The sequence below is a fragment of the Synechococcus sp. HK01-R genome (genome assembly GCF_014217855.1).
Lineage (GTDB): Bacteria > Cyanobacteriota > Cyanobacteriia > PCC-6307 > Cyanobiaceae > Synechococcus_C.
The window spans coordinates 32,161-57,743 of the sequence record NZ_CP059059.1 but is presented as its reverse complement, the minus strand read 5'-3'; the positions used below and the strand labels follow the sequence as shown (position 1 = coordinate 57,743).

The following is a 25,583-nucleotide window of genomic DNA, read 5'->3' as shown; positions in this document are numbered from 1 at the left end:
GCTTCTTAGGACGCAATGTTCAGCTCGGGGAACTGTGCCTGCAGACGGCGAAGGCGTTGTCGCAAGTTCTGAATCAGCGCCGTGATCGCAGGTTCGTCGCGTAGCTCACGACGTGTGACCAGAGTCTCGCCTGATTGAAAGGGCAGTGTGTAAGGCAGTGGAACGAGCCCCTCACCGGAGACTGCCTGGCTGAGACAGTGGCCATAGACGATGGTCACATCCTTGGCGCTGCGCCCTTCCCAGCGATCCTGGCGATAACGGCTCATGGGCACCGGAGTGTTCCAGAGGCCGAGCGTTTTCAGTTCTCGTTCGACCACGGGATAGGCGCCATCCGGCAGAGCCAGGCTCGGGAAGGCCTGGAGATCGCTCAAGTGGATGTCTGCTTCCTTCAGCAGTGGGTGATCCGCTTTGACCAGCAGATGCAGCGGCATGGTGCAGAGGTGCACAGCACAGAGTTCGGGGTCGTCGGCGGCAGGGAGATCCGGCAGGCCGCAGATCCATGCATCGCAGATTCTTTGGCGCAGTAGGGATAGGTTGGGCCCCATGCCCACCCGATTGGAGAGACCGGCGATCCAACCGCAGGGCTCGGGTGTGCAAAGCAGGGGCAGGGTCCAGTAGGTGGCCTCCAGCCGGAGGGGATGCAGTCCCGACAGGCGGGCCCTCTGGTGGACCTCCCGCTCCATGTTCAGCAGGGTCTGATCACCAGTTAGGACCCACTCTTGATCATGCTTTTCAAGAGTGATCCCGAAGTTGCTGGCGCAGGTTCGCTGCCTTCGGCTCACCGACGATTGGTCGAGACTCAGGCGGCTAGCCACGTCCCGACCGGTTCTCAACCAGATCAGCCCATCGAGGCAAGCGAGGGTGTCGAGATCAACCATGGCTTTGGTGCAGAGCCATCGTTGGATGGAAGCCCTTGACGAGACTTGAACTCGTGACCTCTCCCTTACCAAGGGAGTGCTCTACCGCTGAGCTACAAGGGCATGTGGAAGGTGGGCCGGGTTGGATTTGAACCAACGTAGGCAGAGCCAGCGGATTTACAGTCCGCCCCCATTAACCACTCGGGCACCGACCCGAACCACACCGCAAGAACTTACCAGCCCGCGGGACCATCACCCCTCGATACGATCAGCTCGACATGCATCGCATCGGGCCATGCGCCTTCTGCTGCTCAACGGCCCCAATCTCAACCTGCTCGGGCGCCGAGAGCCTGGGCTCTACGGATTTGAGACCCTGGACGTGATCGAACAGCGTTTGATCCAGAGGGCCGAGGCCGAAGGTGTGCAGCTGGAGTGTTTCCAGAGCAACTTTGAGGGTGCCCTGGTGGAGCGAATTCATCAGGCGATGGGCCTGATGGATGGCATTCTCATCAATGCCGGTGCTTACACCCACACCTCCGTGGCTCTGCGGGATGCGCTGTTGGGGGTGGAGATTCCCTATGTAGAACTGCACCTCAGTAACACCCATGCCCGGGAGCCATTCCGGCATCACTCCTATCTGGCAGATCGCGCCGTCGGAGTGGTGAGTGGATTTGGTGCGGCGAGTTACGTTCTGGCCCTGGATGGCCTTCTGCAGCACCTGCGGGCTGCCTCTGCCCGTGGCTGAGGCCGCTGCTGTTACGCCGGTGCCAGTGGCCAGCATCCGCTGGCTGGCGGCTCCTACCAGCGCCCTCTGGGTGCAGCAGGCCATCGCCCGCCCGATGGAGGTGCTGATCGATCACGCCCACTGTGAACGCAAGGCGGCCGGCTCCGCGGTGCAGCTCATGTTTCGCTATCTCTGCGAGCCAGGCCTCGGGGAGGTGCTCAGCCCTTTGGTGCGAGAGGAACTGGAGCATTTCGAGCAAGTGTTGGCTCTTCTCAAGGCACGCGGTCGCTACCTCGAGCCGCTGCCATCGCCGGGCTACGGAGCCCAGCTTGCCAAGCATGTGCGTCGTGGTGAGCCGGAGCGGATGCTGGATTCCTTCCTGGTGGCAGGTCTGATCGAAGCCCGTAGCCACGAACGGATGGCTCTACTGGCGCAGCACAGCCCGGATCCGGAACTTCGTGATCTGTATGCGGGGCTGCTGCAAAGCGAGGCACGCCATTTCGGGCTCTATTGGGTGCTCTGCGAGGAGCGCTGGCCGCGGGACGTGATTGTTCCAAGGTTGCAAGCGTTGGCTCTCGCCGAGGTGGAGGCGCTCTCCGGCGAACTCGAGCGCCCCGAGGATGTGCGGATGCACTCCGTTGGAATCCGCAAGCAAAGTCCAAAAGAAGCCTGAAGAGACGCGCCACTGTCTGTGGTCGGTTTTAGAATTGACCCAGTTCTTGCGGGTGTCGTGATGGCTGATCCAGCGGTGACGGTGAAGACAGCCGTGGCAGCGGCTGTGGCTGACTCTCTGCAGGCCCTCCGTAACGGCACGACAGAGGAGCAGTGGGATGGCCTGAAAGCCAATCCGCTGGTTCGGGATCTGATCAGCCGATGCGCCGACCTCGAGGCAGCCCTGCTGTTGGCTGATGCCACGGGATCAGGGGCCAGAGGTGATGTTCTGCAAAGGCTTCGGGCGCCGGTGGATGCACGGCTGCTGCTTGCTGCCTGAGCCTCCCTTAGTTCAGGAGCGGGTAGCGGCTGGCGATTGGGTCACCCGTGAATTGGGCGACCCAGCCCTCTGGATTATTGAAGAACCGGATGGCGCAGAAGGACGGAGCAGACCCCATATCGAACCAGTGCTTGGTGCCGGCAGGAACGGCGATCCAGTCATCGGCGCAGCACAGCACCTGGACTACCTCATGGCCCAGATGGAGGCAGAACAGCCCCTGCCCTTCCACAAAGAAGCGCACTTCGTCTTCAGCGTGGGTGTGCTCATTCAGGAACTTGGAGCGGAGCGTTTCCCGATCGGGATGCTCAGGGGTCATCCGGATGGCATCGACCGTGCCGTAGCCACCGCTGCTTTGCACGGCAGCAACCTCATCGGCATAGGCCTTGAGGATCGCCTCCTGGTCAGCGCCTGACGGCAGGGATTGGCGTGCTGGCCAGCGCTCGAAACGGATGCCACGTTCCAGGAGTTCTGCCTGAATCGTGCCTGGATCATTGCTTTCCAGGCTGGGCAGGGGCGAGAGGTCCTTATCGAGATTCTCTGGAGCCTCGCCGGGGGTGTGGCTTGGGGCGGGAAAGATGCGCAGATGACTCATCACTCCCGGAAGCTGCTGGGACATCCATCCTGCCTGGGGCTGGCTGCCACCACCAGCTGGTCTGCCATTGCTTTACGACTGATCGGGCTGACCTAGAACGAGACGATTCGTTTGCCTCTTCTCGAATCCTGTGGACCTGCGAAGTGAGAGGCCAGCCGCATCTCCAGGAGTGGTGCTCCTGGGGGTGGGCCCTGGAGATCCGGACCTTCTCACCCTTGCCGGCTATCGAGCGTTGAGGGCTGCGGATGCTGTGGCTTACCCGGTCGCCTCGCTCACGGCCTCGGGGATGGCGCTCACGATCGTGGAGCACTTTTTGGAGACTGGGCAGCGGCAACTGCCCTTGGTGTTTCCGATGGTTCGGGAGGCCGAGCCGTTGCGGGCGGCCTGGCTGGCGGCAGCCAATGCATTGGCTGCCGAGGTAGCCGCGGGCCAGCGCGTGGTGTTTCTCTGCGAAGGGGATGTCTCTCTGTTTGCAACAGGGAGTTATGTGTTGCTGGCACTCCAAAAACACCATCCGGAATGCCCGTTGCAGGTGATTCCAGGGGTGTCCTCGGTCGCGGCCGCTGCTGCGGCCGGTGCCTGGCCTCTGGCCTTTCAGCAGGAGGCTCTGCTGATTCGACCCTGCCCAGACCGCCCCGAGGATTTACTCGCCCTACTCGAGCAGGCGCGCCAGCAGGCGATGGTGTTGGCTCTGCTCAAGCTCGGCCATCGTTGGCTCTGGGTGCAGCCGCTGTTGGAGCAGCAGGGCCTGCTGGCCGAGGCCCTGTTTGCTGAGCGTGTCGGCTGGCCCGATCAGCAAGTGATCACGGCCGATGCTGTGTCAGCCCAGACAAGGCCTTATTTCTCCCAGCTTCTGATCCGGCAGAGATCGCAGGGCGTTCCCTGTCCGCCGGTTCTGCCGTAGAAGTGCTGCCTTAAAGGTGAAGGTGCAGTTCTTGGTTGCGATCGGCTCCGTGGTGTCAGAGCTTTCACTTCCCACCCTCACCCCGATGCAAGGCTTCGCCCTCTTGCATCCCGTCCTGATCATTCTGTTTGTGTATCCGGTGGTGGGGGCGACGATCCGCCTGGGAATCTTGGCTCGCGAGCGCCGGCTCCAGATCAATCCGATTCCACCGACGGTGCCGATCGAGCATGCCGATCACGGGCGTTGGCTGACGGGGGCTGTTGTGCTGGCAGTGCTGATTGCCTTCGGTCACGATGTGGCGTCTGCCTGGGCTGAAGGAATGCCCGCGGCGGCCGACCGTGCAGCGGGTTTAGCCGGAATCCTGCTTGCTTCCATCGGCGTTGCAGCCGCCTATGGGGGGCTCTTGCGCACAGGTCGGACAGGGCGTCGTTTGCTCTGGGCCTTCGCCTGCTGGGTGGGTTTGTTGGTGCTGGGGGCTCAGCCGGAGGTGGAGCGTCTCGCTGATTCCCCATTGCACCTGGCCTTCTGGCAGTCCCATTACTGGGGTGGTGTGTTGCTCGCAGGGATGCTTCTGCTCTCGGTGGCCTTGCAAAAGGAAATCGGACGTCGTGATGCGATGCGCCGACTTCACGTCGTGATCAATGTGCTGGTGGCTCTGCTCCTCGCTACACAGGCGATTACCGGCACTCGCGATCTGCTGCTGGGCTGACTCTCTGCGGCACCAGGCTGCGTTGAAATGGAGCCGGTCCGCGCCACGGGGGCAGGATTCGCTGGCAGAGCACAAGCAAAGAGATCCATTCCCCGCCGGCCTGGCGCTCCACCCAGCAGCCAGGACGGGTGAACAGCCAGCGGCTGAGGTTGCGGCGTTCATGGGACGAGAGCGGCTGCCAGTGGAGGGCGAGTTGGCCGGCCTGTTCCCTGCGGGTGGATGGCTCCCAAGGCGTGACTCCGAGGGCTGGCAGCTCATCGGACCAACGAAGCTTGGTACTGGCAACGATCGGTGGTGGGCGGCCAGGCAGCTGTACTTCCACACCGCTTTCGCTGATCGCTGTGATCCGGCAGGGGTGGTGATGACCTCCAGCGTCCTCAAGGGCTGCTGAGAGCGAGAGCTGCTGCCAGGGGGCTGGATCGGAGACGGCGGGATCCCAGCAGGCTCGAAGGGCGACCAGCAGGCTCAGGGTGTTGAGGGTGGCCCACACCAGGCCCAGGAGCTGTCCTTGGGGCGTTGACTCCTCAAGGTCTGCCTCTGGAGCTAAGAGGCCCGCCAGGTTGATGAGGTTGAGGAGTAGCAGCGCCAGCAGCGGCATCACCAGGCCCAGGCTCCAGCTGCCCCGGTCGCGCCGTTGATGCTTCGGCGTCACCCGGAAACCATGGAAACGGCCGAGCATGCGGCTGATCACGGTGAGGGTGAGCGGCACCGTCAGGACCCACCCGGTCAGTTCGCTCAGGAAGGCGGCCCTTGAGCCGCGATTGAGCCAGCCCAGGCTCAGAAGCAGCGTCGCCCAGAGCGGCAGTAGCAGAGAGATGATCGCCTCAGGGGTCAGCAGGATTGGCACCACTCCGAGCAACCCGTAGCTCAAGGGCATCAGCATGAGCACAAGTCGGGGCAGGTTGTTGCACCAATGCAGCACTCCCTCGAGGTAGGCGATCCGCTGGCCGAGGCCTAGTCCTGGCGCCAGCGGGCCATCCGCTAGTCGCAAACTCTGGAGCGTCCCGGCAGCCCAGCGCTGTCGCTGGCGTACGAAGTCGGCCATCGTTTCTGCCGCCAGGCCAGCACTCAGCTTTTCCTGCAGGTAGAGCAACCGCCATCCGCTGCGTCGCAGGGCGATTCCGGTGACAAAGTCCTCCGACATCGCCTGCTCAACAAAGCCTCCAACAGCATCAAGGGCGGCGCGACGTGCCAGAAAGGAGGTGCCGGCGCAGACCACGGCGTCCCAGCCGTCACGCACCGGTTCGATCCAGCGGTAGAAACTCTCTTCATCGGGAAGCAGGCGCTGCTCCATTCCCAGATTGCGCATCACAGGATCGGCATTGATGAAGTTCTGCGGTGTCTGCACCAGGGCGACATCCGGTTCCATCAGAAAACCGATGCAGCGTTCGAGAAAGTGGCGTTGTGGAATGAAATCGGCATCGAACACGGCCACGAGTTCCCCGTTGCAATGGTGCAAACCGTGGTTCAGGTTGCCGGCCTTCGCGCCGTTTCTCTGGGGGCGATGCAGATAGCGACAGCCCAGTTCAGCAGCGAGCTTCCGAACCTCTTGGCGTCCGCTGTCATCCAGCAGCCAGACGGTGCTGTTGGAGTAGGTCTGATTGCAGCAACCCACAAGGGTCCGTTCGAGGACGGCGAGTGGTTCTCCTTTCGTGGGTACAAGGATGTCCACCCAGGGTCGCCAGCCACTGGCTCTCCATCGCTGCTCGCATTCCTCCACCTCGTTGCGGCGGTCGGGGAATGACCGCCAGGCCAGCCATAGGGGCACCAGCCCTGTGAGTAGCAGCCAGCCTTCGCTCAGCAGGAGCAGCAGGCTGAGGCTGGTGCTCAGGGCTGTGGTGAGGTTGAGGCTGGCGCTCAGTCGCCACACCAGGTAACGGGCTGTGAGCAGGCTGATCAGCAGGATCAGACTGCGTCGAGCCCAGAGGGGAGAGCTCTGCTCTGGACGACGTTGAAGCCAGAGGGGCCAAAGCAGAACCAGGAGGGGCAGCAGGTTCACGGCGCTTCAGCAGCCGGGAGGGGCTGTTGCCAGCGACCGGCCTGCGGCATCGAGAAGAGCGATCGCGTCAGCGGGCGTCGGGGCACGCATCAGGGCGTGGCGGAGCTGGGGCGCTCCACTGAAGCCGGTGCAGGTCCAGCTCATGTGTTTCCTAGCGATCAGGAGCCCGTGATCGCCCCGGCAGTCCACAAGGGCCAGCAGCTGTTCACGCGCAATGGCCAGCCGATCGGCCGCGGCAGGAGTCGTGGGGATCGGCCGACCAGCCAGGGCGGCATCGATCTGCCCGACCAGCCAGGGCGCGCCCATCGTGCCGCGCCCCACCATCACCCCATCCGCTCCAGTGGTCTCCAGGCAACGGAGGGCATCGTCCGGGTTGTTCACATCACCGTTGGCGATGACCGGAATCGCCAGGTTTTGTTTCACCGCTGCGATCGAAAGCCAGTCGGCCTGCCCCTTGAAACCCTGTTCTCGTGTGCGGCCGTGCAGGGTGAGCAGCTGAGCACCAGCGCCTTCCAGCCGTCGGCACCAGGCCACGGCCGCGGCGCTACTGCCGTCTTCACCGCACCAGCCAAGACGGGTTTTCACGGTCACCGGCAGGGTCACAGCGGCAGCGACCGTCTCAACAATCCGACAAGCCAGATCCTGATCGCGGATTAAGCCGCTGCCGCCGCCCTTGCGGGCGATTTTTCGCACCGGGCAACCCATATTGATGTCGATCAGGAAGGCACCCGCTGCCTCCGCACGCCGGGCAGCCTCTGCCATGGCCTGCGGGCGGTGATCGAAAAGCTGCACGCCGATCGGCCCGGATTCCTCGGCCAGTTCCTCGACCTTGCGCCGGCCATGGCCAAGCTCAAGGCTCGTGGCGTTGACCATTTCCGTGAACAGGAGTGCATCTGGTGCCCAGCGCCGCACCAGGTTTCGAAAGATCCGATCACTGACGCCGGCCAGGGGGGATTGCAGAACCCTGCAGCGCAGCCGCCGCGGCGTACCGAGTCCGGGGAGTGTGAGGTCGCTTTGAAAACGCGGGGGGGCAGGGAGCGACATCGATCGCTGAACTACCTCTCCATCCTGCCCTTCAGGCAGCGTTCTCGTGGTTGCTCAAGCGCGCACGACTGCGGGCCACCTGCTGTTCAATGGCATTGCGCAGCCAGGCGGTGGTGGACCAGTCTTCTGCCTGGGCCAGACGCTCCACCTCCTGGGCAAGATCCACCGGCAACTGCAGAGCAAACGACTGGATGCTGTGGGGGGCTGCAGGACCCCCTGGTAGCGGGGCATCAACATGCAGCAGCTGCACTTTGAGCACCTCCAGGCGGGTGCCAGGACGCCCTCCGCCTTTGCGCACTTGCCTCAGGGTGAGACGCACGGCAGATCCAGCTCGCACCTGACTCAGCTGCCGAGCTGGCAGGGGCTGATCGCGACGGTCGCAATAGACCGGACGACTCCGCTCTGATGCCACTGAGTAGGTGAAGGTCACCCGACCATCGGCGTCCCAGGGCATGGCCAGGCTGTCAGGGCCCTGTAGAAACCGGCGGCGATCCCGGAGGGCTCTGCGAAGCACGCTGTCGGGCAGGCGGAAGCTCAGGCGGTGCGTGGACTGAGCCGAGTCGATTCGACTCGCGCTATCGAGACTTGTGTCAAACACATACATCCGTCGAAGGTAATGGAGGGATTAAGGAGTTGCCAGCTGCTGTCGTGAAACGATGGCTTCGGGTCTGATTGGTCTGATGACGGCGCAACCTTGGCCGCTCAGCGCGGCTCTGCTGGAGCGGATCCTGGAGGACCGCCTCTCCGATCGCTTTGTGGCGACGCTGGTCTGGGAGAGGCTTGGTTATCAACCCCGCTCTCCAGGAGAGCCCTGGTGTGCAGGACCTGAGACTCCTGAGCCCTGGAGGCTGGCCTACCCCCAGGCTCCGGAGGTGATTGCCACACGGCCGGCCTCCGTGCAGCTCACCCGTTCGGTGCCGCCGGAGCACAAGCAACTGCTTAAACAGCAGCTCGGTTTTCAGGGCTACCGCATCGGTGCCCTCTACCCCCGGCGTACGCGGAGGGCCACGGCGGTCAACTGGTTGCTGGCCTGGTTGGCGGGGCGGGGTGATCCCTTGCCGGAGCAGGGGCCTGTGCCGGAGTTGTTGCCAGCGCCGGAGGATCCGGTGCGAGGTCATCCCGGGGACCCGCCGGTGAGCTGAAGGCCCTGGGCGGGCCCCCGCGCTCACACCTGGATGATCACCTTGGTTCCTTTGGGGGTGTTCTCAAACAACCAGCGAGCTTGATGGGTGGGCATGCGCACGCAGCCATTGCTGCGGGGTACGCCAAAGGCCTGGCCGGCGTCTTCCTGCCAGGGGGCTCCGTGCATGCAGATCAGTTCATTGGCGGTGATGCACATGGCGTAGGGCACGCCCGGGGCCACATAGTTCCGCCCTCGCATGGTCACAGAGCGGTATTTCGTGAGCACAGAGGCCTCGCCGGTCGGGGTCGGTGTGGATGCTTTGCCGGTGCTGACGGGAATCACGCGCACAACCTGCTGGTTGCGGTCCAAGACGGTGAGTCGCTGGTCGGAGAGGTCGACGACGAGGGTTGCAATGAGCTCGAGCATGGCTTGTGACGCTTGCTGCACTGCCCAAGGGCTAGCGGTCTCAGCTGGGTCTCATTAGTCTCTCTTAGGAAGATTTCCTATTCCTCCTCCTTGAGTGCCTGGAGGGGTGCCTCTGTACTGTCAAGGAAGTCCCTTTCCTTGTCTGTCTTGGCGCGTCCGGTTGTCGCGATCATCGGGCGTCCCAATGTCGGCAAGTCGACGCTGGTGAATCGCCTGTGCCGCACGCGCGAGGCGATCGTCCATGACGAGCCCGGAGTCACCCGCGACCGCACCTATCAGGACGGCTATTGGGGGGATCGTGAATTCAAGGTGGTTGATACCGGTGGTCTCGTTTTCGACGATGACAGTGAGTTTCTGCCGGAGATTCGCGAGCAGGCCAATCTGGCCATGGCCGAGGCCTGTGTGGCTGTCGTCATCGTGGATGGGCAGCAGGGGGTAACAGCCGCTGATGAGGCGATTGCCGAATGGTTGCGTACCCAGCGCTGCCCCACGCTCTTAGCGGTCAACAAGTGCGAGTCTCCCGATCAGGGGCTGGCCATGGCGGCTGAGTTCTGGGGATTGGGTCTGGGCGAGCCCCACCCGATTTCCGCGATTCATGGTGCAGGAACCGGGGATCTTCTGGATCAGGTGCTCACCTTTCTTCCTCCCAAGGAGGAGGAGGGCGAGGACGATGAACCGATCCAGATGGCGATTGTCGGTCGTCCCAATGTGGGTAAGTCGAGTCTGCTTAATTCCATTTGCGGCGAGCAGCGCGCGATCGTGAGCCCGATTCGCGGCACCACGCGCGACACAATTGATACCCAGCTTGAGCGCCAGGGCATGCCCTGGCGGCTGGTGGACACCGCTGGCATTCGCCGCCGGCGCAGTGTCAACTATGGGCCTGAATTTTTTGGGATCAATCGCAGTTTCAAGGCGATTGAACGCAGTGATGTCTGCGTGCTTGTGATCGATGCTCTCGATGGTGTGACCGAGCAGGATCAGCGTCTCGCTGGTCGAATCGAAGAGGAGGGTCGCGCCTGTGTGGTGGTGGTGAACAAATGGGATGCGGTCGAGAAGGACAGCCACACCATGCCGGCGATGGAGAAGGAGCTGCGCGCCAAGCTCTACTTCCTCGATTGGGCGCCGATGTTGTTCACCTCCGCTCTGACTGGCCAACGGGTGGACAGCATCTTTGCGCTCGCGGCACTCGCGGTGGAGCAACATCGGCGCCGGGTCAGCACTTCGGTTGTCAATGAAGTGCTCAAGGAGGCCCTCAGCTGGCGCAGTCCACCGACCACCCGCGGAGGTCGTCAAGGTCGGCTGTATTACGGCACTCAGGTGGCCAGCCGTCCACCGAGCTTCACCTTGTTCGTGAATGATCCCAAGCTGTTTGGCGATACCTACCGTCGCTATGTGGAACGCCAGATCCGCGAAGGGCTTGGTTTCGATGGCACTCCTTTGAAGCTGTTCTGGCGGGGTAAACAGCAGCGGGATGCGGAGCGAGATTTGGCTCGCCAGCAGAACCGTCAGGACTAAACGATGGACTGGCTGAGGCAGATCCCCATCGGGCAGTACGTGGATGGCCGTGAGAGCTGGCTGCGACTGATTGATCCACGCCTCAAGTTCGCTTGGGTGCTGCTTTTCTTGCTCACCCCTGTGCTGGCCGGTCCGATCTGGCGGCTCTCCCTTCTGGGTCTGCTGCTTCTGCTCACGCTGCTGAGTGGTCTGCCGCCAAGGCTCTGGTGGCGTTCGCTGCTCTTGCTTGCTCTGCTCGGCGGTGGCGTGGGGCTGCTGGCTGCGTTCCTGCCCACTGGTGATCCCGCTGTCTCTTGGCCCCTTCGCTCACCCCAGGAACTTCCCGGTCTCTCACTGCAGGTGCCCTCTTGGGACATCTGGCGGCTGGGCCCTGTCCGGCTTGGTCCACTCAGCCTTGGTCCGCTTGTGATTGATCGGCGTTCCGCCGAGCTGGGCCTCAGCAGCGCCACGCTTATCGTCACGGTCATTCACAGCGTCAATCTGATGCTGCTGACAACCCCAAGTGAAGACTTGGTCTGGGCGCTGAGCTGGGGGCTCGCCCCTCTGGCCTGTTTAGGTGTTCCGGTGGAGCGCTTGAGTTTTCAGCTCTTGCTCGCGCTGCGCTTCCTTCCGCTGGTTCAGGAGGAGCTCCAGAATCTGATGCGTGCCCTCGCCAGTCGTGCGGTGAACCTGCGCAGGCTTGGGTTCAAGGCGTCCTTCGGCCTTGTTCTTTCTGTTGGAGAGCGTTTGCTCGCCAACATCTTGCTGAGGGCCGAACAGGGGGCGGATGCGCTGCTAGCCCGGGGCGGCCAATGGCGCCCGGCTTCGCATTTTCGAGTCGCTTCGAAGACCACTCCAGCCTCGGCTGTTCTCAATTCTTTGGCAATGATTGTCCTCTTGATGATGGTTGGTTTGCGTGGGAAGTACGGTGCACTGTGATTCCTGATCTGAATCTGTGGGCGCCGAGCGCTATCTGAATCACCCCACCTTCGGCATGCTGTATCGCGTCGCGCCGGCGGGAGAGGGCCGTGATATTTACGCCACGCTGTATGCGCAGCGGATGTTCTTCCTTGTCACCCTGCAGCCCCGTGGTGCTCAGTTTGAGGTGATCCCTTACCAGGATGCCCGCCACCACGCTGAGCTCAACCTGGCGCGCAGCCGACGCGATGGAGCCGCTGATCAGGAGCTCTGGAGGGAGCTGTTCGACCAGACGTTCATCTGAGTGCGGTCTCTGCGCCTGTTTTGACCATGATCGAAGTGGATCTTTCAAGGCGTTGGGCAGAGCTCGGGGAAGCCTTGCCGCCTTCAGCCCGTCTGCTTGCGGTCAGTAAAGGCCATCCTGCGGAGCCGATCCGTTTCCTTGCAGGACTCGGGCAGCAGGACTTTGCAGAAAGCCGTCTTCAGGAAGCGCTGCCCAAACAGGAGGCCTTAGGGGACCTGCAGGATCTGCGCTGGCATTTCATCGGTCGTCTGCAGGCCAACAAGGTGCGTCAGGTGGTGAGGGCGTTCCCCGTCATTCACTCGATTGATTCCTTGGCCCTGTGCCGGAGGGTCTCGAGGATCGCGGAGGAGGAGCAGCGTCATCCCCAGTTGATGCTTCAGGTCAAGTTGCGCCCAGATCCGAGCAAGGGCGGCTGGGACCCTGAGGACCTTCGGGCTGCCTGGGAGGAGCTGCAAGGCCTTCCCCATCTACGGATCACCGGCCTGATGACGATGGCCCCGCTGGGGCTGGACTCGCAGGAGCGATTGGCGCTCTTTCAGGAGTGCCGGCGGTTGGCCGATGACCTGGGTCTTGATGAGTGCTCCATGGGGATGAGCGGTGACTGGCAGGACGCAGTAACGGCTGGAGCGACCTGGGTTCGGCTCGGTTCGGCTCTGTTCGGTGCGCGGCCCTTGCAGCAATCTGCCGTTTAACGCTTGCTCCGGCTCCGACGGAGCGCTATTCAGGGTCAAGGTTTCGCAGACTCCAGGTGTCGCTGATTTCCCGCCTTCGCGCCGTTGTTGCCGGTGATGACTATCTCGATGGCGACTATGACGATCTCGACTACGACACCGGCGAAGAGCATGAGGCTGATTCCGGTGCCACCCATGCCAGCGGTGGCGCTCTCGCACCGCTCGGTTCTGACAATCCCTTCGGCAGCGACTCCCCCTTCGGTGGCAGCTCGAATGTGATCGGGATGCCCGGTATCAGCACTGCGGCGGCTGAGGTGATGCTCATGGAGCCCCGCAGCTTTGATGAGATGCCGAAGGCGATTCAGGCGCTGCGCGAACGCAAAACCGTGATTCTCAACCTCACGATGATGGAGCCCGACCAGGCTCAGCGTGCGGTGGATTTTGTGGCAGGGGGCACCTTTGCCATCGACGGCCACCAGGAGCGGGTCGGTGAAAGCATCTTTCTGTTCGCTCCAAGCTGCGTGAGCGTGATCAACGCCGGCCACGAAGAGGTCTCCTCCCCCACGGTGGTGAGCCGAGATGTGGAGCAGTCATCCGCTCAGGCCAGCGTGGCTCCTGCCCCAGCCTGGGGTGGTGCGACTGCCGCTGCTCTTTGAGCCCTGCTTCAGCACTGTGCCTGACTCTTTTGGGGTGATCGGCCTGGGTCGGATGGCCCAGGCTCTGCTGCTGCCTCTGCTTGAGCAAGGCGTTGTCGCGGCCGACGACGTGATCGCGGTTGTTGGACAAGCGTCAACCTGCCAGCGCTTAGCGGCGTCCTTGCCCCAGGGGGTGCATCTGTTGGCTGCAGTGGATCCGGAGGCGCGTTCGGTTTGGACGTGCAATGTCCAGCTGCTGGCGATCAAACCTCATCAGCTTGATGGGGTTGCGGCTTCTGCACCGCCTGTGCCGGAGGGAACGTCCCCGATTCTGATTTCTGTTCTGGCTGGTGTGACCCTCGAGCGTCTTGAGGCTGCCTTCCCCGGACGACGCTGCGTTCGCGCGGTTCCCAATACCCCGTGTTTGGTGGGGGCTGGCCTCACCGGTCTGGCCTGGGGGCAGGGGCTCACTCCAGAGGATCAGCAGCGGGTCAAAGCATTCTTTTCCCCGGTCAGTGAGGTTCTTGAGCTGGGCGAGTCGCTTTTGGATGCGTTCTTAGCTCTCACCTCGTCCGGTCCGGCCTATGTGGCCATGGTGGCGGAGGCGATGGCTGATGGCGCTGTCGCCGCAGGCCTGCCCCGCGATCTTTCCCATCACCTGGCCCATCGCACGTTGGCCGGTACGGCTGCTTTGCTCAAGGAGCAGGAGCTGCATCCCGGTCAGCTCAAAGACATGGTGGCTTCACCTGGTGGCACCACGATGGCCGCTCTCCGTAAGTTGGAGCAGGCAGGTCTTCGCTCCGCATTGATCGAGGCGGTTGTGGCTGCGTCTGAACACGGCCGAAACCTGCGCTGATGGTTCAGCGGATCATCAGGCAGCGTGGCTGGTGCGGGTTCTTAGTAGCTCGGCATACAGGGCTTCGATCGCTTCGATATTGCGGCTGAGGGTGTAGCGCTCCAGAACCCGTTCGCGGGCGCGTCGGCCCAGTTCGGCGCTGAGCACCTCCTGGTCGCGTAGCACTGGTAGAAGGGTGCGCAGCTGGGTGGTAACGCCCTGGGTGCTCAGCACGATGCCTGCGCCTTCGTTGAGCACTTCCCCATCGGCACCAGCATCCGTGGCCACGCAGGCACAACCGCAAGCCATTGCTTCCAGCAGTGCGAGCGAGAGGCCCTCCACCAGGCTCGGGAGAACGAACACCTCGGCTGCTTGCATCAAGGCCACCCGGGTGCTGAGGTCTGACTCGTAGCCCCACCAGGTCACGCTGCCATTGCCATGGGCGTTTTGCAGGGTGGTGCGGAGGGGGCCGTCCCCCACAACCACCAACCGGCAGCCACGGGGATTGACCAGGCGCCAGGCCTTGAGCAGGGCCTCGACATTCTTTTCGGTGGCGATCCGCCCCATGTAGAGGAAGATCCGGTCGTCGCCCAGTCGTTCGCGCACCTCTTGCTTCCCTGGGCTGACCGTGCCGGGATCCCCTGGGGCCCAGCAGTGGGGGTCGACGCCATTGGGAATCACGGCCAGCCGCTCTTCACGAACTCCGAGTCGGGCCAGCACTTCAGCCTGCAGATCGGAGAACACGATCACCCTGTCGTAGCGGGCCAGGGCCGGTGCATACAGCTGGTAGGTCAGTTGTTGCGTGCCAGCGGTGAGGTTGCGCAGGCCGGCATCGAAGGGTGGGTGAAAGGTGGCGACCAGAGGCACTCCCAGTTGCTGGCAGAGGTCTGGGAGGCGGAAATCAAGGGGGGAGAGGGTGAGACTGGCGTGGACCAGATCGGGCTGAAGCCGTTCTAGGGATTCGCGCAATTCCCTTTGAGCCCCTGGTGAAGGGATTGTGTAAACCTGTGATTTGATGAGGTACGGCAGGCTGACGTCCGGATCGTTCGCCAGCAGCGAGGTGGTTCGATTGGCCGGGGCCTCCGGGTTGTCGAAATGGATGAAGCTGGTCTGATGGCCACGGGCCTTCAGGGCCTCCGTGGTGCTCAACCCGTAAGTGACGTTGCCGCAGAACGGTGATTTCTTGCCCAGCCAGGCGATATGCGCCACCCGCTGCTTCCCCTCTGCTGAACAAGAAAGTTAGCAGCGCTTCCAGGGGCGCTCCACGAGTGCAGCAATCAGAGCGAGGATCGCCAGCAGTCCCAGCACCGGGGAGAGGCCCACACGGCTCACTAGGGTCCCCGCCAGCACGAGCGGAAGACTGAGGGCGATGTTGATCAGATTGTTCTGCAGGCCGAACACGCGCCCCCGCTGGTGTTCAGGGGTGTCCTCCTGAATCGTGGTCTGGGCTGGAATCGCCACGAGGGCAGCACCTACGCCCAGGATTCCGCAGAGGCCCAGGGTCCCGCTCAGGGAGCCCTTGAACTGGCTGAGCAGGAGCAGCGACCAGGTGATCGTTCCCAGACCGGCTGCCGTCAGGCGGCGGCGGCTGAAGCGATGGCCGAGTTGGGCGGTCAGTACAGCGCCCACGGCCATGCCCAGGCCACTCATGGCCAGCAGAGTGCCAAAGCCGGAGGGGCCGAGGTTGGTGATCAGGGCGGCGAGCTGGAGGGCCAGCACATACAGGGCCGCCAGCAGGCTGTAGAGCAGCACCAGATGCACCATGGCGCTTCGCACGGTCGGACAGTGCCTGAGAACCTGCACACCTTCGCCGATCTCCTGCCAGACGGAGCGTCCGGAGCTGGTTCGGGGGGGCTCATCCCGCCGGATCGCCAGCAGGCTCAGAGCCGCCATGCCGTAGCAAAAGGGCAGCAGAGTGAATTCCCCACCGGGAATACCGAGCCGCTCCGAGGCCAGGTTGAGGGCGCGAAGGATCGGTTCCCCAAGGGCGAAGCCCACGATCGTGGCGCCCATGCTCGTTGTTTGGTACAGCGAGTTGGCAGCGAGCAGGTGTTCTCCTGGCACCAGCAGCGTGATCGCGGCTTGTTCCGCCGGTGCGAAGAACTGGGTCAGGATTGACTCCAGAAAGGTCATCCCAAGGAGTCCCCAGTAGCCCCAGGGCAATCCGAGGATCTGGGGGCCGGGGATCAGACAGAGCGGTGTGAGCAACACCAGGAGCGCCCGCAGGCCGTTGGAGGCCACCATCACCCGACGCTTGGGCCAGCGGTCCACCCAGACCCCAGCCACGCTTCCCAGCACCATGGCGGGAATGGTGTTGGCGACAAAGATTCCGGTGGCCAGCAGCGTGATCACTTGGGTGCGGGTGCTGATGTCGAAGCCGTAGTCGGACGCGACATTCGCCAGGACCCCGTTGTGCTGCTGCGTCAGCAGCAGGTGCTGATCGATCAAGAAGACCATCAGCACGATGTAGAACTTGTCGGCCAGCTGGGAGAAGATTTGGCCGATCCAGAGTTTGCGGAAATCCTCAAGCCTGAGAACGGCCTGCAGACCACGTCCCCCTTCTGGATTGCCCCCGGTCGGTAGGGCTGGTTCCGGGGTGTTCAGAGATGGACCGCTCAAAGTGGCTGCCGTGACCGGGTCATGATCGCCCAGCCTCCCGCACCATGGCGAGGGAACGGACCGGCCGGGGCAGATGGGCCCTGATCCAGCACTCCACAACCGTGAGCAGGCGTAGCCAGACATCGACTGGTCCCATCAGCTCACCATCGCGTCGGTGGGGGAGCTCGGCCCTGGGGAGTCGCTGCAGGAGGGCCAGTTCCGATGGGTTGAGCTGAATCGCGGCCCCCGGTTGGCGGTCGATGGCAAAGCCTTCCTCCGCCAGAAGGCTGCAGCGCCAGTCCCACTGGCCAATGGGTGGTATCAGGGCGGAGCCACTGCGGCAGCAGCTTTGAAGCGGCAGCCCATAGCCGCCGAGGGCAAGCAGGTGCACGCAGGCCTGCACCGTGCCGGCCAGGGCGAGGCTCGGTTGGGGTGGTAAGAGCCGACTCCACTGCTCCAGCCGCTCCAGATGCAGCAATACCATCTCCAGGAGTCCTGGCATCGGATCGTCACCGGCCACCAGGGCGATGCAAAGTTCCGCCAGCGCCTGGGCACCGGCCAGGGTTTCCAGCCGCTGTCCGACGGCGCTGAAGCTGTGCTGCACCCGCAACTGCCGGATCCGTGGGAGACCTCGCTGGCCGACCACCTGCAAGTCCAGTTGGGTGAGGGGCACCGCTGCGGCCAAGCTGCTGCGCGGCCTGCGGGCTCCGGGAACAGCCAGTCGGATCACTCCCGATTCCCGACTCAGCAGGGTGAGCAGTCGATCGTGTTCTCCGAGGGGGCCCACCTTCAGCGCTAAACCCTCGAGGCGTCGCTCAGTCCCCATGGGAGCCGCCTGAGGAGGGGCGGCGCAGCTCCTGAAGCAACTGAGGGCCATGGCTTGTGCCCAGTGCTGTTGCACCGGCTTCGATCAGCGCCGCACAGGTCTCCAGCTGCTGAATACCGCCCACGGCTTTGATCCCGCAGCGCGCGCGGCAGAGTCCTCGCAGGCGCTGGATCTGGGCTGGTGTGACCCCTGGCCCGAAGCCAGGGCCACTCTGTAGGGCGCTGACTCCGGCATCGAGGGCCGCTTCAACCGCTAGTTCCAGCCGATCGTCAGCCAGGCGGTTCAGGTCGAGCACCACCGTGATCGGAAGGCCGATCGCGCCCAGGGCGGCAAGCTCCTCTGCGAACTGATTGCCATCCCCGGTCGCTAATGCGGCCAGATCAGGGGCCACATCCAGGGCGTCTGCCCCTTGCTCTGCTGCCCATTCCGCTTCCGCCTGCTTCAGCTCGCTAGGGAGGCCACCGAAGGGGAAGGCAATGGTGGCGATCAGTCGGGTTGCACCAGGGGCACCAAGCCGTTCCCGCAGCATTGGCAGATGACGCAGGCTGGTGCAGAGCCCACCCATCCCAAGTTGCCGCGCCGCGTCACAGCCCTCCTGCAGCTGTTCGGGCGTCAGGTGGGGATCCAGCAGGGCCTGGTGGATCAGGGGGGCCAGTTCAGGCAGATCCTGCCGGCGGGTCGGAAGCGGCACTGGTGGCATGGAATCCTGGCGCGGGAGCCGGGCTGGAAGCCCGTAATCAGTCCCGAGCCTGAATCACGCCGTAGCCACCGTGGTTGCGGCGATAGATCACCTGCAGCTCACCGCTCTCCGCATCACGAAAGAAGTAGAAGTCGTGATCGATCAGATCGAGCTGATGGCGGGCTTCCTCCATGCGCATCGGTGGCATGGCGAAGTATTTGCGACGCACCCCGGGCTCAGGGAGTTGGGCCTCCTTGCCGTCGAGCAGCGAGCCATCGATGGGTGCCTCACTGGTCACCGCATCGGTGGGGGGCGTCTCGCTGGCGCGATGGCCATGGCTGTGGTGATGGTCGCTGTGGCGCTCCTTAAACCGACGCAGTTGTCGGCAGAGTTTGTTGGCAACCAGGTCAATGCTGGCGTAGAGGTTTTCGCTGCGTTCCTGGGCGCGAATCACGGTGCCGTTGGCGAAGACGGTCACCTCCGCTGTTTGCTGGGGAACTCTCGGGTTGCGGGCTACGGAAAGATGCACATCCGCTTCCTTGACCATGTCGTTGTAGTGCTGCACCGCCCGCTCCAGCTTTGACTGGGTGTAGTCGCGCAGAGCAGGGGTCAGTTCGAGATTGCGACCATGGATCAGCAGCTTCACGGCATCCCTCCGGTGCCAGACGATATCCGCAACCTAGAGACGCCAAACCAGGGGGCAATGCAGGCTGCGGCATTTCTTTTTGAGCCTGCTTCGCCTGTGTCATTTTCAGAGGCCTGGAACTGGCAGCGCTCCTGGCAGGAGCAGCTGTTGGCGCAGCCGGGAGCGGCCCACCCCGAGGCTGTTTGGTTGCTGCAGCATCCCCTCTGCTACACCCTTGGCCGTGGTGCCAGTGAGCAGCATCTGCGCTTTGATCCCTCCCACCCTCCGGCGCCCCTGCATCGGATCGATCGGGGAGGGGAGGTAACGCACCATGCGCCCGGTCAGCTTGTGGCCTATCCAGTGCTTGATCTGCGCAGGCATCAGCCTGATCTGCACTGGTACCTGCGTGAGTTGGAAGCGGTGGTGATCGACGTGCTGGAGCTTCTGGAGCTGCAGGGTGAGCGGATCGAAGGCCTCACCGGGGTCTGGTTGGACGGCGCCAAGGTGGCGGCGATTGGGGTTGGTTGCCGCCGCTGGATCACCCAGCACGGGCTCGCACTCAACGTGAATTGTGATCTCGAAGGTTTTGAGGCCGTCGTGCCCTGCGGGTTGAGCGGTCGTCCGGTGGGGCGACTGAGCGACTGGCTTCCAGGCTTGACAGTGGAGGAGGTGCAGCCCCTCTTGGGCCAGGCCCTGGCGGCGCGGTTTGGCCTCGAGTGGCTGAGTCCTTGAACTTCAAGTTGCCATTGCCGATGGCGCCCCAGGGTGATAGCCCTGGGCAATCCCAGGTCCTTGCCGTGTCGTCATTCGCTCAAGCCAGTTGGAGCCCTACAGCGCGGGAGCAGCAAGCCCTGGCCCGTCAGGAGCATGTGCAGGCCCTCGGACGGGTGGATCAGATCTGGCCTTGGCTTGCTCACCATCACGGCCGGGTGCTGGCGGTTGACGCTCCCCATGCTGTTCATCCGGAGCGCTTCAGTTACGGCGAGTTGGACGAACGAATCGCGCGGGCGGCGAGCGCGTTCGCTGCGCTTGGCATCAGCTCCGGCGATGTGGTGGGGCTCTTTGCGGAGAACAGCCCCCGCTGGCTGGTGGCGGATCAGGGGCTGATGCGGGCCGGGGCCACTGATGCGGTGCGCGGCGCTGCCGCACCAGTGGAGGAACTCCGTTACATCCTTGAGGATTCCGGGGCGGTGGCCTTGGTGGTTCAGAACGCCGACCTCTGGCGGCGCCTTGACCTCCCGCCCCAGTTGCGAGCGCGACTTCGCTTTGTGCTTCAACTTGAGGGAGAGGCGGCGGAAGGGGTGCTCGCTTTTGATCACTTCCTTGCCCTGGGCGAAGGGCATACCGCTCCTGATCCTGAGGCAGGGCGAGACCGTGCCACCGCGGACGCAACGATCGCAACGATCCTGTACACCAGCGGGACCACCGGCCAGCCCAAGGGGGTGCCCCTCAGTCACGGCAACCTGCTGCATCAGATGCGCAGCCTTGCCTGTGTCGCGAGGCCAGAAGCCAGTGACCCGGTGCTGAGTGTGCTGCCCATCTGGCATGCCTACGAGCGCAGTGCGGAATATTTCTTTTTTTCCTGTGCCTGCTCGCAGACCTACACCACGATCAAGCAGCTGAAGAAGGATCTGCCTCGGGTGAAGCCGGTGGTGATGGTCACGGTGCCGAGGCTCTGGGAGGCCGTGCAGGCGGGCTTTGAAGATGTGTTGAAAACCTTCCCCGCTTCCCGTCAGCGCCTGCTGCGGGCAGCCCTGGCGAATAGCAGCGCCTATGGACTGGCCCGGCGCCGCAGCCTTGATCTGATGTTGGAGCCGCAGCGCAAACGCGATCGACTGCGCGCCGCTGCTGAGGCGGCACGCCGCTGGCCGGCCCATGCCTTGGCATCCCAGTTGATCTGGCCAAAGCTGCGCCTTCAGTTAAGTGGCGGCCAACTGCGCTACCCGATCAACGGCGGTGGAGCGATCGCTCCCCACGTGGATGCCTTTTTTGAGGCTGTTGGGATTGAACTGCTGGTGGGTTATGGACTCACGGAAACCAGCCCCGTGGTGAGCTGTCGTCGCCCCTGGCGCAACATCCGCGGTAGTTCCGGCTTGCCGATGCCGGAGACGCAATTCCGGATCGTGGATCCCGAGACCCGTCAGCCTCTCGGATATCGCCAGCGGGGTCTGGTGCTGGTGCGAGGCCCGCAGGTGATGAAGGGCTATCTCGGCAAACCAGAGGCCACCGCCAAAGTTCTGGATGCCGATGGTTGGTTTGACACCGGTGATCTCGGCATGTTGTTGCCGGATGGCTCGGTGGTGCTGACAGGCCGGGCTAAGGACACGATCGTGCTGAGCAGCGGTGAAAACATCGAGCCAGGCCCCCTGGAGGAGGCGCTGGTGGCCAGCCCCTTGATCGAGCAGGTGATGCTGGTGGGTCAGGACGAGCGTCAGCTTGGTGCCATGGTGGTGCCCAGGGTTGAGGCCATGCAGGCTTGGGCCTCCGATCAGGGGCTGACCCTTGGCGAGGAGCTGGGAGGGCGGCCCGGTGATGCAAGCCTGCGCCGCCTGCTGCGCGGTGAACTCAATCGATTGCTGGCGCAGCGGGTCGGATCCCGTGCCGATGAGCGGTTGGCGGGGGTGGCCCTGGTGGAACCGTTCTCGATTGAGAATGGCTTGCTCACCCAAACCTTGAAGCAGCGCCGCGATCGCATCAGTCAGAGGGATCGCGCGGCGATCGAGGCCATCTACGGCCGTTGAGGGGCGGTCATCCGTCTTGACCTTCCGGCGTTGGGCTGAGACGCTTGGCGCTCCCTCATGGCTCCCATGTCAGACGGCACTAGCCTCTCGATCAAGCGTTCCATCACCGTTCGTGCCGTCGTGACTCCTGCCTGGAAGGAGGAGGCTGAGCGCGAGTTGAGCAATGGGATTGCCACCACCGATCAGCAGCTGGCCCAGCTGGAGCAGGAGGGGCAGCAGGTGGTGGACGAGATCCGTCGCCAGAGCGCCAACCCCCTCGATCCCCGGGTGCAGGATCAGGTGGCGCAGGTGCAGCAACAGGTGGCTGCCAAACGGGCCGAACTGGAGGAGCAGAAGCGCAACCTGCTGCAGCAGCAGGCTCAGGTGCGCGAGCTCGAGATGGAGCAAATCGTTGAGCAGGGCCAGATCGAAAGCTTCTGCGAGCTCAAGGTGGGCGACAACCTCGTGAGCAAGATGCAGGTGGCTGTCGTCGTGCGGGACGGGGTGGTCGAGTCGATCGAACAGGACTGATCCCTTCTTGGGCTCAGCTGTCTGGTCGGCCCGTAAAATCCCCCTACTCAGCCCACCTGGAGACGGTTTTGGCGACCCACGACATCTTCATGCCTGCCCTCAGCTCCACCATGACGGAGGGCAAGATCGTGGAGTGGCTCAAACAGCCCGGCGACAAGGTGGCACGGGGAGAGTCGGTGCTCGTGGTTGAGTCCGACAAGGCCGACATGGATGTTGAATCCTTCAATGAGGGTTACCTGGCGGCGGTGCTGATGCCAGCTGGGAGCACCGCTCCTGTTGGTGAAACCATCGGTTTGATCGTGGAGACCGAGGCCGAGATCGCCGAGGCTCAAGCCAAGGCAGGATCAGGCGGTGGCGCAGCCGCCGCTCCAGCTCAGCCTGCTGCTGCGGCCTCTTCACCGGCTCCTGTTGCCGCAGCACCCACACCTGCTGCTGTCCCCGCTCCTGCGGCACCCGCGACACCGGTCGCTGCTGCCCCTGCGCCCGTGGCCAGCAACGGTCGTCTCGTGGCCAGTCCTCGTGCCAAGAAGTTGGCGGCCCAGATGGGCGTGAATCTCGCTGGTCTCCGCGGCAGTGGACCCAATGGCCGGATCCAGGCGGACGATGTGGAGCGGGCTGCTGGTCGTCCAATCACCCCCCCGCGGGTGGGTGAAGGCACCACAGCGGCCGTTGTGGTGGCCGGTGCCGGTGCTGCTGCCCCCAGCGCTCCGGCTGGCAACAGCTTTGGTGCCCCCGGCGACACCGTTGCCTTCAACACGCTTCAGGCGGCGGTGAATCGCAACATGGAAGCGAGCCTGGCGGTTCCCTGCTTCCGTGTGGGGTACACCATCACCACCGACAAGCTCGACGTCTTCTACAAGCAGGTGAAGCCCAAGGGCGTCACGATGACGGCCCTGCTGGCCAAGGCTGTGGCGGTGACCCTGGCCCGTCACCCCCAGGTGAATGCCGCTACCACCGCTGCAGGGATGGCCTATCCCGCTGATGTGAATGTGGCCGTGGCGGTGGCCATGGAAGACGGTGGATTGATCACTCCCGTGCTGCGCCAAGCCGACCGCACCGATCTCTATGAGATGTCGCGTCAGTGGGCTGACCTGGTGAAGCGCTCCCGCAGCAAGCAGCTGCAGCCAGAGGAATACAGCACCGGCACCTTCACCCTCTCCAATCTGGGCATGTTCGGCGTCGATCGATTCGACGCGATTCTTCCCCCTGGCACCGGCGCGATCCTGGCGGTTGCCGCTTCTCGCCCCACTGTGGTGGCGGGCAAAGACGGTTCCATTTCCGTGAAGCGTCAGATGCAGGTGAACCTCACGGCCGACCACCGCGTGATCTACGGCGCTGATGGCGCTGCCTTCCTGAAGGATCTCGCGGAACTGATCGAGACCAGGCCGGAAAGCCTCGCGATCTGAGCGATCAGGGCAGGAGCTGCCAGATCCGGGCCACGTTGGCAGTCTTGGACCGAATGGTCCTAGTCGTGTCCACAGGTTTTCTGTCCCGTTTCTTCGGTCGACCTTTACCCCGTGCAGCCGCCGTCGGTGAGCGGCTGCCCAACTTCGAGGCCCTGCCCATCCTCTCCTCCGATGCGCTCTCGTCGGTGGCTTATGCCACGGAGGCAGCGCTGGGCGTCTTGATCCTCGGCGGTAGTGCTGCCCTCGGGCTGTCCGTGCCGATCACCCTGGCAATCATCGCCCTGATCGTGATTGTGGTGCTCTCTTATCGCCAGGCGATCGCCGCTTATCCCGATGGTGGCGGTTCTTACGTGGTGGCTCGCGACAATCTCGGTCGCAATGTGGGCCTCGTTGCCGCAGCTGCCTTGCTGATTGATTACACGCTCACGGCGGCGGTGAGCCTGATGGCGGGAACCCAGGCGCTGTCGTCTCTGGCGCCATCTCTGCTTCCCCATGAGGTGTCGCTGTCACTGCTGCTGTTGGTGCTGGTGGGCTGGGCCAATTTGCGGGGGGTGAAGGAGGCCGGTCGGGTGTTCGCGATTCCCACCTATGCCTTTGTGTTGATGGTGGTGTTGCTGACGATCGCGGGTCTGAAGGACCTCACGTTCCACCACGGCTGGTCAGCGGATGCGCCCCCGTCGGTGCAGGCGCTTGAACCCATCGGTCTGTTTCTGATTCTGCGGGCTTTCAGCTCTGGCTGTTCCGCCATGACCGGGATCGAGGCCATTGCGAATGGCGTGAAGGTGTTCAAGGAGCCTGCTCCGGCGAATGCTCGCAAGACGCTCCTCGTGATGGGGGTGTTGCTCTCCCTGATGTTCCTCGCGGTGAGTGGCATGGGATTCATGTATGGCATCGCCCCCGATCCCAAGGTCACCGTGCTGGCCCAGATCGGCATCCGCGTGTTCGGAGCAGGCAGCGTGTTGTTCTGGGCTCTCCAGATCGCGACGCTTCTCATTCTCGTGCTGGCAGCCAATACGGCCTTCGCCGGCTTCCCCCGGCTGGCGGCGATGCTTGCCGATGATCGTTGCCTTCCGAGGCAGATGAGCTGGCTGGGAGACCGGCTGGTCTATCAGAACGGCATCGGTGTGCTTCTGGCCTTCACCGCCCTCATCATCCTGATCTGCAGGGGAGACACCACCGTGGCGGTGAATCTCTATGCCCTCGGGGTTTTCACGGCTTTTACTCTCTCGCAGCTGGGATTGGTGCGGCGCTGGTGGCGGCTTAGGGGTGATGGTTGGCAGGGCCGAATGCTGATGAATGCCCTGGGAGCCCTCGCCACCTTCTTGGTGCTGCTGGTGATCGTGGTGAGCAAGTTTGATGAGGGGGCCTGGACGGTTGTGATTGCGATTCCCCTGCTCGTGGCAGGGCTGGCGATGATCCGTCGCCGTTATCGGGAGGTGTATGCGGCTATCGCACCAAGAGCCGGCATGGAACCCCTCTGCTGTCCGGAGCGCAGCACCCCCACGGGGCATCACTGCATTGTTTGGATTGCAGGCCTCACCATGCCGAGCTTTGAGGCCGTGCGTTATGCCTGCTCCTTTGCCGACTCGGTGACAGCGGTGATGGTGCTCGCGGAAGAGGAGGACCCCGGTCGGCTCAGTACCGAGTGGGATCGCTGGGCCGGCACCCAGACGGGCTCCCTTGAGTTCAAGCTGCTCGACAGCCCCTTTAGTTCACTGATCGATCCCTTCTGCGACTACGTGGAACAGGAGGAGCAGCAGCACCCTGACCGCACCACCACCGTTGTGATGCCGGTGGCGATTCCTCGCGACCGTCTCGACATGACACTGCTGAATCAGCGAGGCCTGAACCTGTTCCGGGCCCTGTCGGCCGACGGCAGTCGGGTGTTTTCGATCGTGAGGTACTACGTGAAGGAGCCGATGCAGGACCCTGCCCGCGCTTAGGCAGATTGGCCATTGCCGCGCCGGTGCCT

At 63.5% G+C, this 25,583-nt stretch carries 28 protein-coding genes and 2 tRNA genes; 17 read left to right on the top strand and 13 right to left on the bottom strand.

From position 1 onward, the window contains the following. Positions 1 to 5: 5 nt before the first annotated feature. The 3 genes from H0O21_RS00300 to H0O21_RS00290 all read right to left on the bottom strand — a co-directional run bounded on the left by H0O21_RS00300 (position 6) and on the right by H0O21_RS00290 (position 1,072). Entirely contained in the window at positions 6 to 878 is an 873-nt protein-coding gene (locus H0O21_RS00300; RefSeq protein WP_185190012.1) for a LysR substrate-binding domain-containing protein, read from the bottom strand. Positions 879 to 908: 30 nt separating this feature from the next. Then, positions 909 to 980, bottom strand: a tRNA-Thr gene (locus tag H0O21_RS00295). Between the two features lie 10 nt (positions 981 to 990). Then, positions 991 to 1,072, bottom strand: a tRNA-Tyr gene (locus tag H0O21_RS00290). A gap of 80 nt (positions 1,073 to 1,152) precedes the next feature. Here H0O21_RS00290 and aroQ point away from each other — a divergent pair. Genes aroQ through H0O21_RS00275 form a run of 3 tightly spaced genes read left to right on the top strand, consistent with a single transcriptional unit; the run spans position 1,153 to position 2,572 of the window. Beyond that, positions 1,153 to 1,602 carry a type II 3-dehydroquinate dehydratase gene (gene aroQ / locus H0O21_RS00285; protein WP_185190011.1) on the top strand — a complete coding sequence of 150 codons (450 nt, stop codon included), beginning with the start codon at positions 1,153 to 1,155 and terminating at the stop codon, positions 1,600 to 1,602. Next, positions 1,559 to 2,254 carry a tRNA-(ms[2]io[6]A)-hydroxylase gene (locus H0O21_RS00280; protein ID WP_255441054.1) on the top strand — a complete coding sequence of 232 codons (696 nt, stop codon included), beginning with the start codon at positions 1,559 to 1,561 and terminating at the stop codon, positions 2,252 to 2,254. Before aroQ ends, H0O21_RS00280 begins: the two co-directional genes overlap by 44 nt. A gap of 60 nt (positions 2,255 to 2,314) precedes the next feature. After that, the gene (locus tag H0O21_RS00275; RefSeq protein WP_185190010.1) at positions 2,315 to 2,572 is read left to right on the top strand and encodes a hypothetical protein; all 258 of its coding nucleotides are present in this window, start codon (positions 2,315 to 2,317) and stop codon (positions 2,570 to 2,572) included. Between the two features lie 7 nt (positions 2,573 to 2,579). Here the strand turns inward: H0O21_RS00275 and H0O21_RS00270 are convergent, their stop codons facing one another. Further along, a complete protein-coding gene (locus tag H0O21_RS00270; RefSeq protein ID WP_185190788.1) occupies positions 2,580 to 3,164 on the bottom strand; it encodes an acireductone dioxygenase in 585 nt (194 codons plus the stop codon). Positions 3,165 to 3,294: 130 nt separating this feature from the next. Here H0O21_RS00270 and cobI point away from each other — a divergent pair, with 130 nt between their 5' ends. Together cobI and H0O21_RS00260 are read left to right on the top strand one after the other, a co-directional pair. Further along, positions 3,295 to 4,068 (top strand): precorrin-2 C(20)-methyltransferase, encoded by a 774-nt coding sequence (cobI, locus tag H0O21_RS00265; RefSeq protein ID WP_255441053.1) that lies wholly within the window; start codon positions 3,295 to 3,297, stop codon positions 4,066 to 4,068. Between the two features lie 85 nt (positions 4,069 to 4,153). Beyond that, positions 4,154 to 4,777: a DUF4079 domain-containing protein gene (locus H0O21_RS00260; RefSeq protein ID WP_185190786.1), complete on the top strand. Its 624-nt coding sequence runs from the start codon at positions 4,154 to 4,156 to the stop codon at positions 4,775 to 4,777. On the opposite strand, the gene H0O21_RS00255 is transcribed toward H0O21_RS00260, so the two are convergent. Genes H0O21_RS00255 through H0O21_RS00245 form a run of 3 tightly spaced genes read right to left on the bottom strand, consistent with a single transcriptional unit; the run spans position 4,746 to position 8,424 of the window. Beyond that, complete coding sequence (locus H0O21_RS00255) at positions 4,746 to 6,776, bottom strand: glycosyltransferase (protein ID WP_185190009.1); 2,031 nt, start codon at positions 6,774 to 6,776, stop codon at positions 4,746 to 4,748. The genes H0O21_RS00260 and H0O21_RS00255 overlap by 32 nt on opposite strands. A 6-nt stretch (positions 6,777 to 6,782) precedes the next feature. Beyond that, positions 6,783 to 7,820 (bottom strand): tRNA dihydrouridine synthase DusB, encoded by a 1,038-nt coding sequence (dusB, locus tag H0O21_RS00250; RefSeq protein WP_185190008.1) that lies wholly within the window; start codon positions 7,818 to 7,820, stop codon positions 6,783 to 6,785. Positions 7,821 to 7,851: 31 nt separating this feature from the next. Next, positions 7,852 to 8,424 (bottom strand): hypothetical protein, encoded by a 573-nt coding sequence (locus tag H0O21_RS00245; RefSeq protein WP_185190007.1) that lies wholly within the window; start codon positions 8,422 to 8,424, stop codon positions 7,852 to 7,854. 76 nt (positions 8,425 to 8,500) lie between these two features. On the opposite strand from H0O21_RS00245, the gene H0O21_RS00240 reads away from it, so the two are divergent. Further along, positions 8,501 to 8,962, top strand: coding sequence for a DUF1823 family protein (locus H0O21_RS00240; protein WP_131456054.1), 462 nt, complete (start codon positions 8,501 to 8,503; stop codon positions 8,960 to 8,962). 23 nt (positions 8,963 to 8,985) lie between these two features. Here the strand turns inward: H0O21_RS00240 and H0O21_RS00235 are convergent, their stop codons facing one another. Then, positions 8,986 to 9,369 carry a L,D-transpeptidase gene (locus tag H0O21_RS00235; RefSeq protein ID WP_131456061.1) on the bottom strand — a complete coding sequence of 128 codons (384 nt, stop codon included), beginning with the start codon at positions 9,367 to 9,369 and terminating at the stop codon, positions 8,986 to 8,988. A 147-nt stretch (positions 9,370 to 9,516) separates the two neighbouring features. On the opposite strand from H0O21_RS00235, the gene der reads away from it, so the two are divergent. Genes der through proC form a run of 6 tightly spaced genes read left to right on the top strand, consistent with a single transcriptional unit; the run spans position 9,517 to position 14,247 of the window. After that, the gene (gene der, locus H0O21_RS00230; RefSeq protein ID WP_131456063.1) at positions 9,517 to 10,884 is read left to right on the top strand and encodes a ribosome biogenesis GTPase Der; all 1,368 of its coding nucleotides are present in this window, start codon (positions 9,517 to 9,519) and stop codon (positions 10,882 to 10,884) included. Positions 10,885 to 10,887: 3 nt separating this feature from the next. Beyond that, positions 10,888 to 11,802: a CbiQ family ECF transporter T component gene (locus H0O21_RS00225; RefSeq protein WP_185190006.1), complete on the top strand. Its 915-nt coding sequence runs from the start codon at positions 10,888 to 10,890 to the stop codon at positions 11,800 to 11,802. Between the two features lie 16 nt (positions 11,803 to 11,818). Continuing rightward, the gene (locus H0O21_RS00220; protein WP_131456067.1) at positions 11,819 to 12,085 is read left to right on the top strand and encodes a PipX family protein; all 267 of its coding nucleotides are present in this window, start codon (positions 11,819 to 11,821) and stop codon (positions 12,083 to 12,085) included. A 26-nt stretch (positions 12,086 to 12,111) separates the two neighbouring features. Further along, positions 12,112 to 12,777 carry a YggS family pyridoxal phosphate-dependent enzyme gene (locus tag H0O21_RS00215; RefSeq protein ID WP_185190005.1) on the top strand — a complete coding sequence of 222 codons (666 nt, stop codon included), beginning with the start codon at positions 12,112 to 12,114 and terminating at the stop codon, positions 12,775 to 12,777. 56 nt (positions 12,778 to 12,833) lie between these two features. After that, positions 12,834 to 13,412, top strand: coding sequence for a cell division protein SepF (locus tag H0O21_RS00210; protein WP_185190004.1), 579 nt, complete (start codon positions 12,834 to 12,836; stop codon positions 13,410 to 13,412). Positions 13,413 to 13,464: 52 nt separating this feature from the next. Continuing rightward, a complete protein-coding gene (gene proC / locus H0O21_RS00205; protein WP_370523120.1) occupies positions 13,465 to 14,247 on the top strand; it encodes a pyrroline-5-carboxylate reductase in 783 nt (260 codons plus the stop codon). A 15-nt stretch (positions 14,248 to 14,262) separates the two neighbouring features. On the opposite strand, the gene H0O21_RS00200 is transcribed toward proC, so the two are convergent. The 5 genes from H0O21_RS00200 to hpf are packed head-to-tail and all read right to left on the bottom strand — an operon-like array spanning position 14,263 to position 18,975. After that, positions 14,263 to 15,435: a glycosyltransferase family 4 protein gene (locus H0O21_RS00200; protein WP_185190002.1), complete on the bottom strand. Its 1,173-nt coding sequence runs from the start codon at positions 15,433 to 15,435 to the stop codon at positions 14,263 to 14,265. A gap of 30 nt (positions 15,436 to 15,465) precedes the next feature. Further along, complete coding sequence (locus H0O21_RS00195) at positions 15,466 to 16,845, bottom strand: MFS transporter (RefSeq protein WP_185190001.1); 1,380 nt, start codon at positions 16,843 to 16,845, stop codon at positions 15,466 to 15,468. A gap of 19 nt (positions 16,846 to 16,864) precedes the next feature. Next, positions 16,865 to 17,650, bottom strand: a complete 786-nt coding sequence (locus H0O21_RS00190) for a DNA repair protein RecO (protein ID WP_185190000.1) — start codon at positions 17,648 to 17,650, stop codon at positions 16,865 to 16,867. After that, positions 17,640 to 18,350, bottom strand: a complete 711-nt coding sequence (locus H0O21_RS00185) for a 2-deoxyribose-5-phosphate aldolase (RefSeq protein ID WP_131456081.1) — start codon at positions 18,348 to 18,350, stop codon at positions 17,640 to 17,642. Before H0O21_RS00185 ends, H0O21_RS00190 begins: the two co-directional genes overlap by 11 nt. A 37-nt stretch (positions 18,351 to 18,387) precedes the next feature. Next, entirely contained in the window at positions 18,388 to 18,975 is a 588-nt protein-coding gene (hpf, locus tag H0O21_RS00180) for a ribosome hibernation-promoting factor, HPF/YfiA family (RefSeq protein WP_185189999.1), read from the bottom strand. 57 nt (positions 18,976 to 19,032) lie between these two features. On the opposite strand from hpf, the gene lipB reads away from it, so the two are divergent. The 5 genes from lipB to H0O21_RS00155 all read left to right on the top strand — a co-directional run bounded on the left by lipB (position 19,033) and on the right by H0O21_RS00155 (position 25,554). Then, positions 19,033 to 19,686: a lipoyl(octanoyl) transferase LipB gene (gene lipB, locus H0O21_RS00175; RefSeq protein WP_255441208.1), complete on the top strand. Its 654-nt coding sequence runs from the start codon at positions 19,033 to 19,035 to the stop codon at positions 19,684 to 19,686. A 20-nt stretch (positions 19,687 to 19,706) separates the two neighbouring features. Continuing rightward, entirely contained in the window at positions 19,707 to 21,695 is a 1,989-nt protein-coding gene (locus tag H0O21_RS00170) for an AMP-binding protein (protein ID WP_185190785.1), read from the top strand. A gap of 66 nt (positions 21,696 to 21,761) precedes the next feature. After that, positions 21,762 to 22,205 (top strand): YlqD family protein, encoded by a 444-nt coding sequence (locus H0O21_RS00165; protein WP_185189997.1) that lies wholly within the window; start codon positions 21,762 to 21,764, stop codon positions 22,203 to 22,205. An 89-nt stretch (positions 22,206 to 22,294) separates the two neighbouring features. Further along, positions 22,295 to 23,611 (top strand): dihydrolipoamide acetyltransferase family protein, encoded by a 1,317-nt coding sequence (locus H0O21_RS00160; protein WP_370523061.1) that lies wholly within the window; start codon positions 22,295 to 22,297, stop codon positions 23,609 to 23,611. Positions 23,612 to 23,676: 65 nt separating this feature from the next. Next, entirely contained in the window at positions 23,677 to 25,554 is a 1,878-nt protein-coding gene (locus H0O21_RS00155) for an APC family permease (RefSeq protein ID WP_370523060.1), read from the top strand. Positions 25,555 to 25,583 lie beyond the last annotated feature (29 nt).

Bases quoted from the DNA above. Each gene is read 5' to 3' on its own strand.
- proC (WP_370523120.1), top strand. From the start codon at position 13,465: ATGGCCCAGGCTCTGCTGCTGCCTCTGCTTGAGCAAGGCGTTGTCGCG.
- H0O21_RS00280 (WP_255441054.1), top strand. From the start codon at position 1,559: ATGGCCTTCTGCAGCACCTGCGGGCTGCCTCTGCCCGTGGCTGAGGCC.
- H0O21_RS00240 (WP_131456054.1), top strand. From the start codon at position 8,501: ATGACGGCGCAACCTTGGCCGCTCAGCGCGGCTCTGCTGGAGCGGATC.
- H0O21_RS00300 (WP_185190012.1), bottom strand. From the start codon at position 878: ATGGTTGATCTCGACACCCTCGCTTGCCTCGATGGGCTGATCTGGTTG.
- H0O21_RS00225 (WP_185190006.1), top strand. From the start codon at position 10,888: ATGGACTGGCTGAGGCAGATCCCCATCGGGCAGTACGTGGATGGCCGT.
- H0O21_RS00165 (WP_185189997.1), top strand. From the start codon at position 21,762: ATGTCAGACGGCACTAGCCTCTCGATCAAGCGTTCCATCACCGTTCGT.
- H0O21_RS00270 (WP_185190788.1), bottom strand. From the start codon at position 3,164: ATGAGTCATCTGCGCATCTTTCCCGCCCCAAGCCACACCCCCGGCGAG.
- dusB (WP_185190008.1), bottom strand. From the start codon at position 7,820: ATGTCGCTCCCTGCCCCCCCGCGTTTTCAAAGCGACCTCACACTCCCC.
- lipB (WP_255441208.1), top strand. From the start codon at position 19,033: ATGCAGGCTGCGGCATTTCTTTTTGAGCCTGCTTCGCCTGTGTCATTT.
- H0O21_RS00170 (WP_185190785.1), top strand. From the start codon at position 19,707: ATGGCGCCCCAGGGTGATAGCCCTGGGCAATCCCAGGTCCTTGCCGTG.
- H0O21_RS00215 (WP_185190005.1), top strand. From the start codon at position 12,112: ATGATCGAAGTGGATCTTTCAAGGCGTTGGGCAGAGCTCGGGGAAGCC.
- H0O21_RS00160 (WP_370523061.1), top strand. From the start codon at position 22,295: ATGCCTGCCCTCAGCTCCACCATGACGGAGGGCAAGATCGTGGAGTGG.
- H0O21_RS00190 (WP_185190000.1), bottom strand. From the start codon at position 17,650: ATGGGGACTGAGCGACGCCTCGAGGGTTTAGCGCTGAAGGTGGGCCCC.
- H0O21_RS00275 (WP_185190010.1), top strand. From the start codon at position 2,315: ATGGCTGATCCAGCGGTGACGGTGAAGACAGCCGTGGCAGCGGCTGTG.
- aroQ (WP_185190011.1), top strand. From the start codon at position 1,153: ATGCGCCTTCTGCTGCTCAACGGCCCCAATCTCAACCTGCTCGGGCGC.
- H0O21_RS00235 (WP_131456061.1), bottom strand. From the start codon at position 9,369: ATGCTCGAGCTCATTGCAACCCTCGTCGTCGACCTCTCCGACCAGCGA.
- H0O21_RS00245 (WP_185190007.1), bottom strand. From the start codon at position 8,424: ATGTATGTGTTTGACACAAGTCTCGATAGCGCGAGTCGAATCGACTCG.
- H0O21_RS00260 (WP_185190786.1), top strand. From the start codon at position 4,154: ATGCAAGGCTTCGCCCTCTTGCATCCCGTCCTGATCATTCTGTTTGTG.
- H0O21_RS00185 (WP_131456081.1), bottom strand. From the start codon at position 18,350: ATGCCACCAGTGCCGCTTCCGACCCGCCGGCAGGATCTGCCTGAACTG.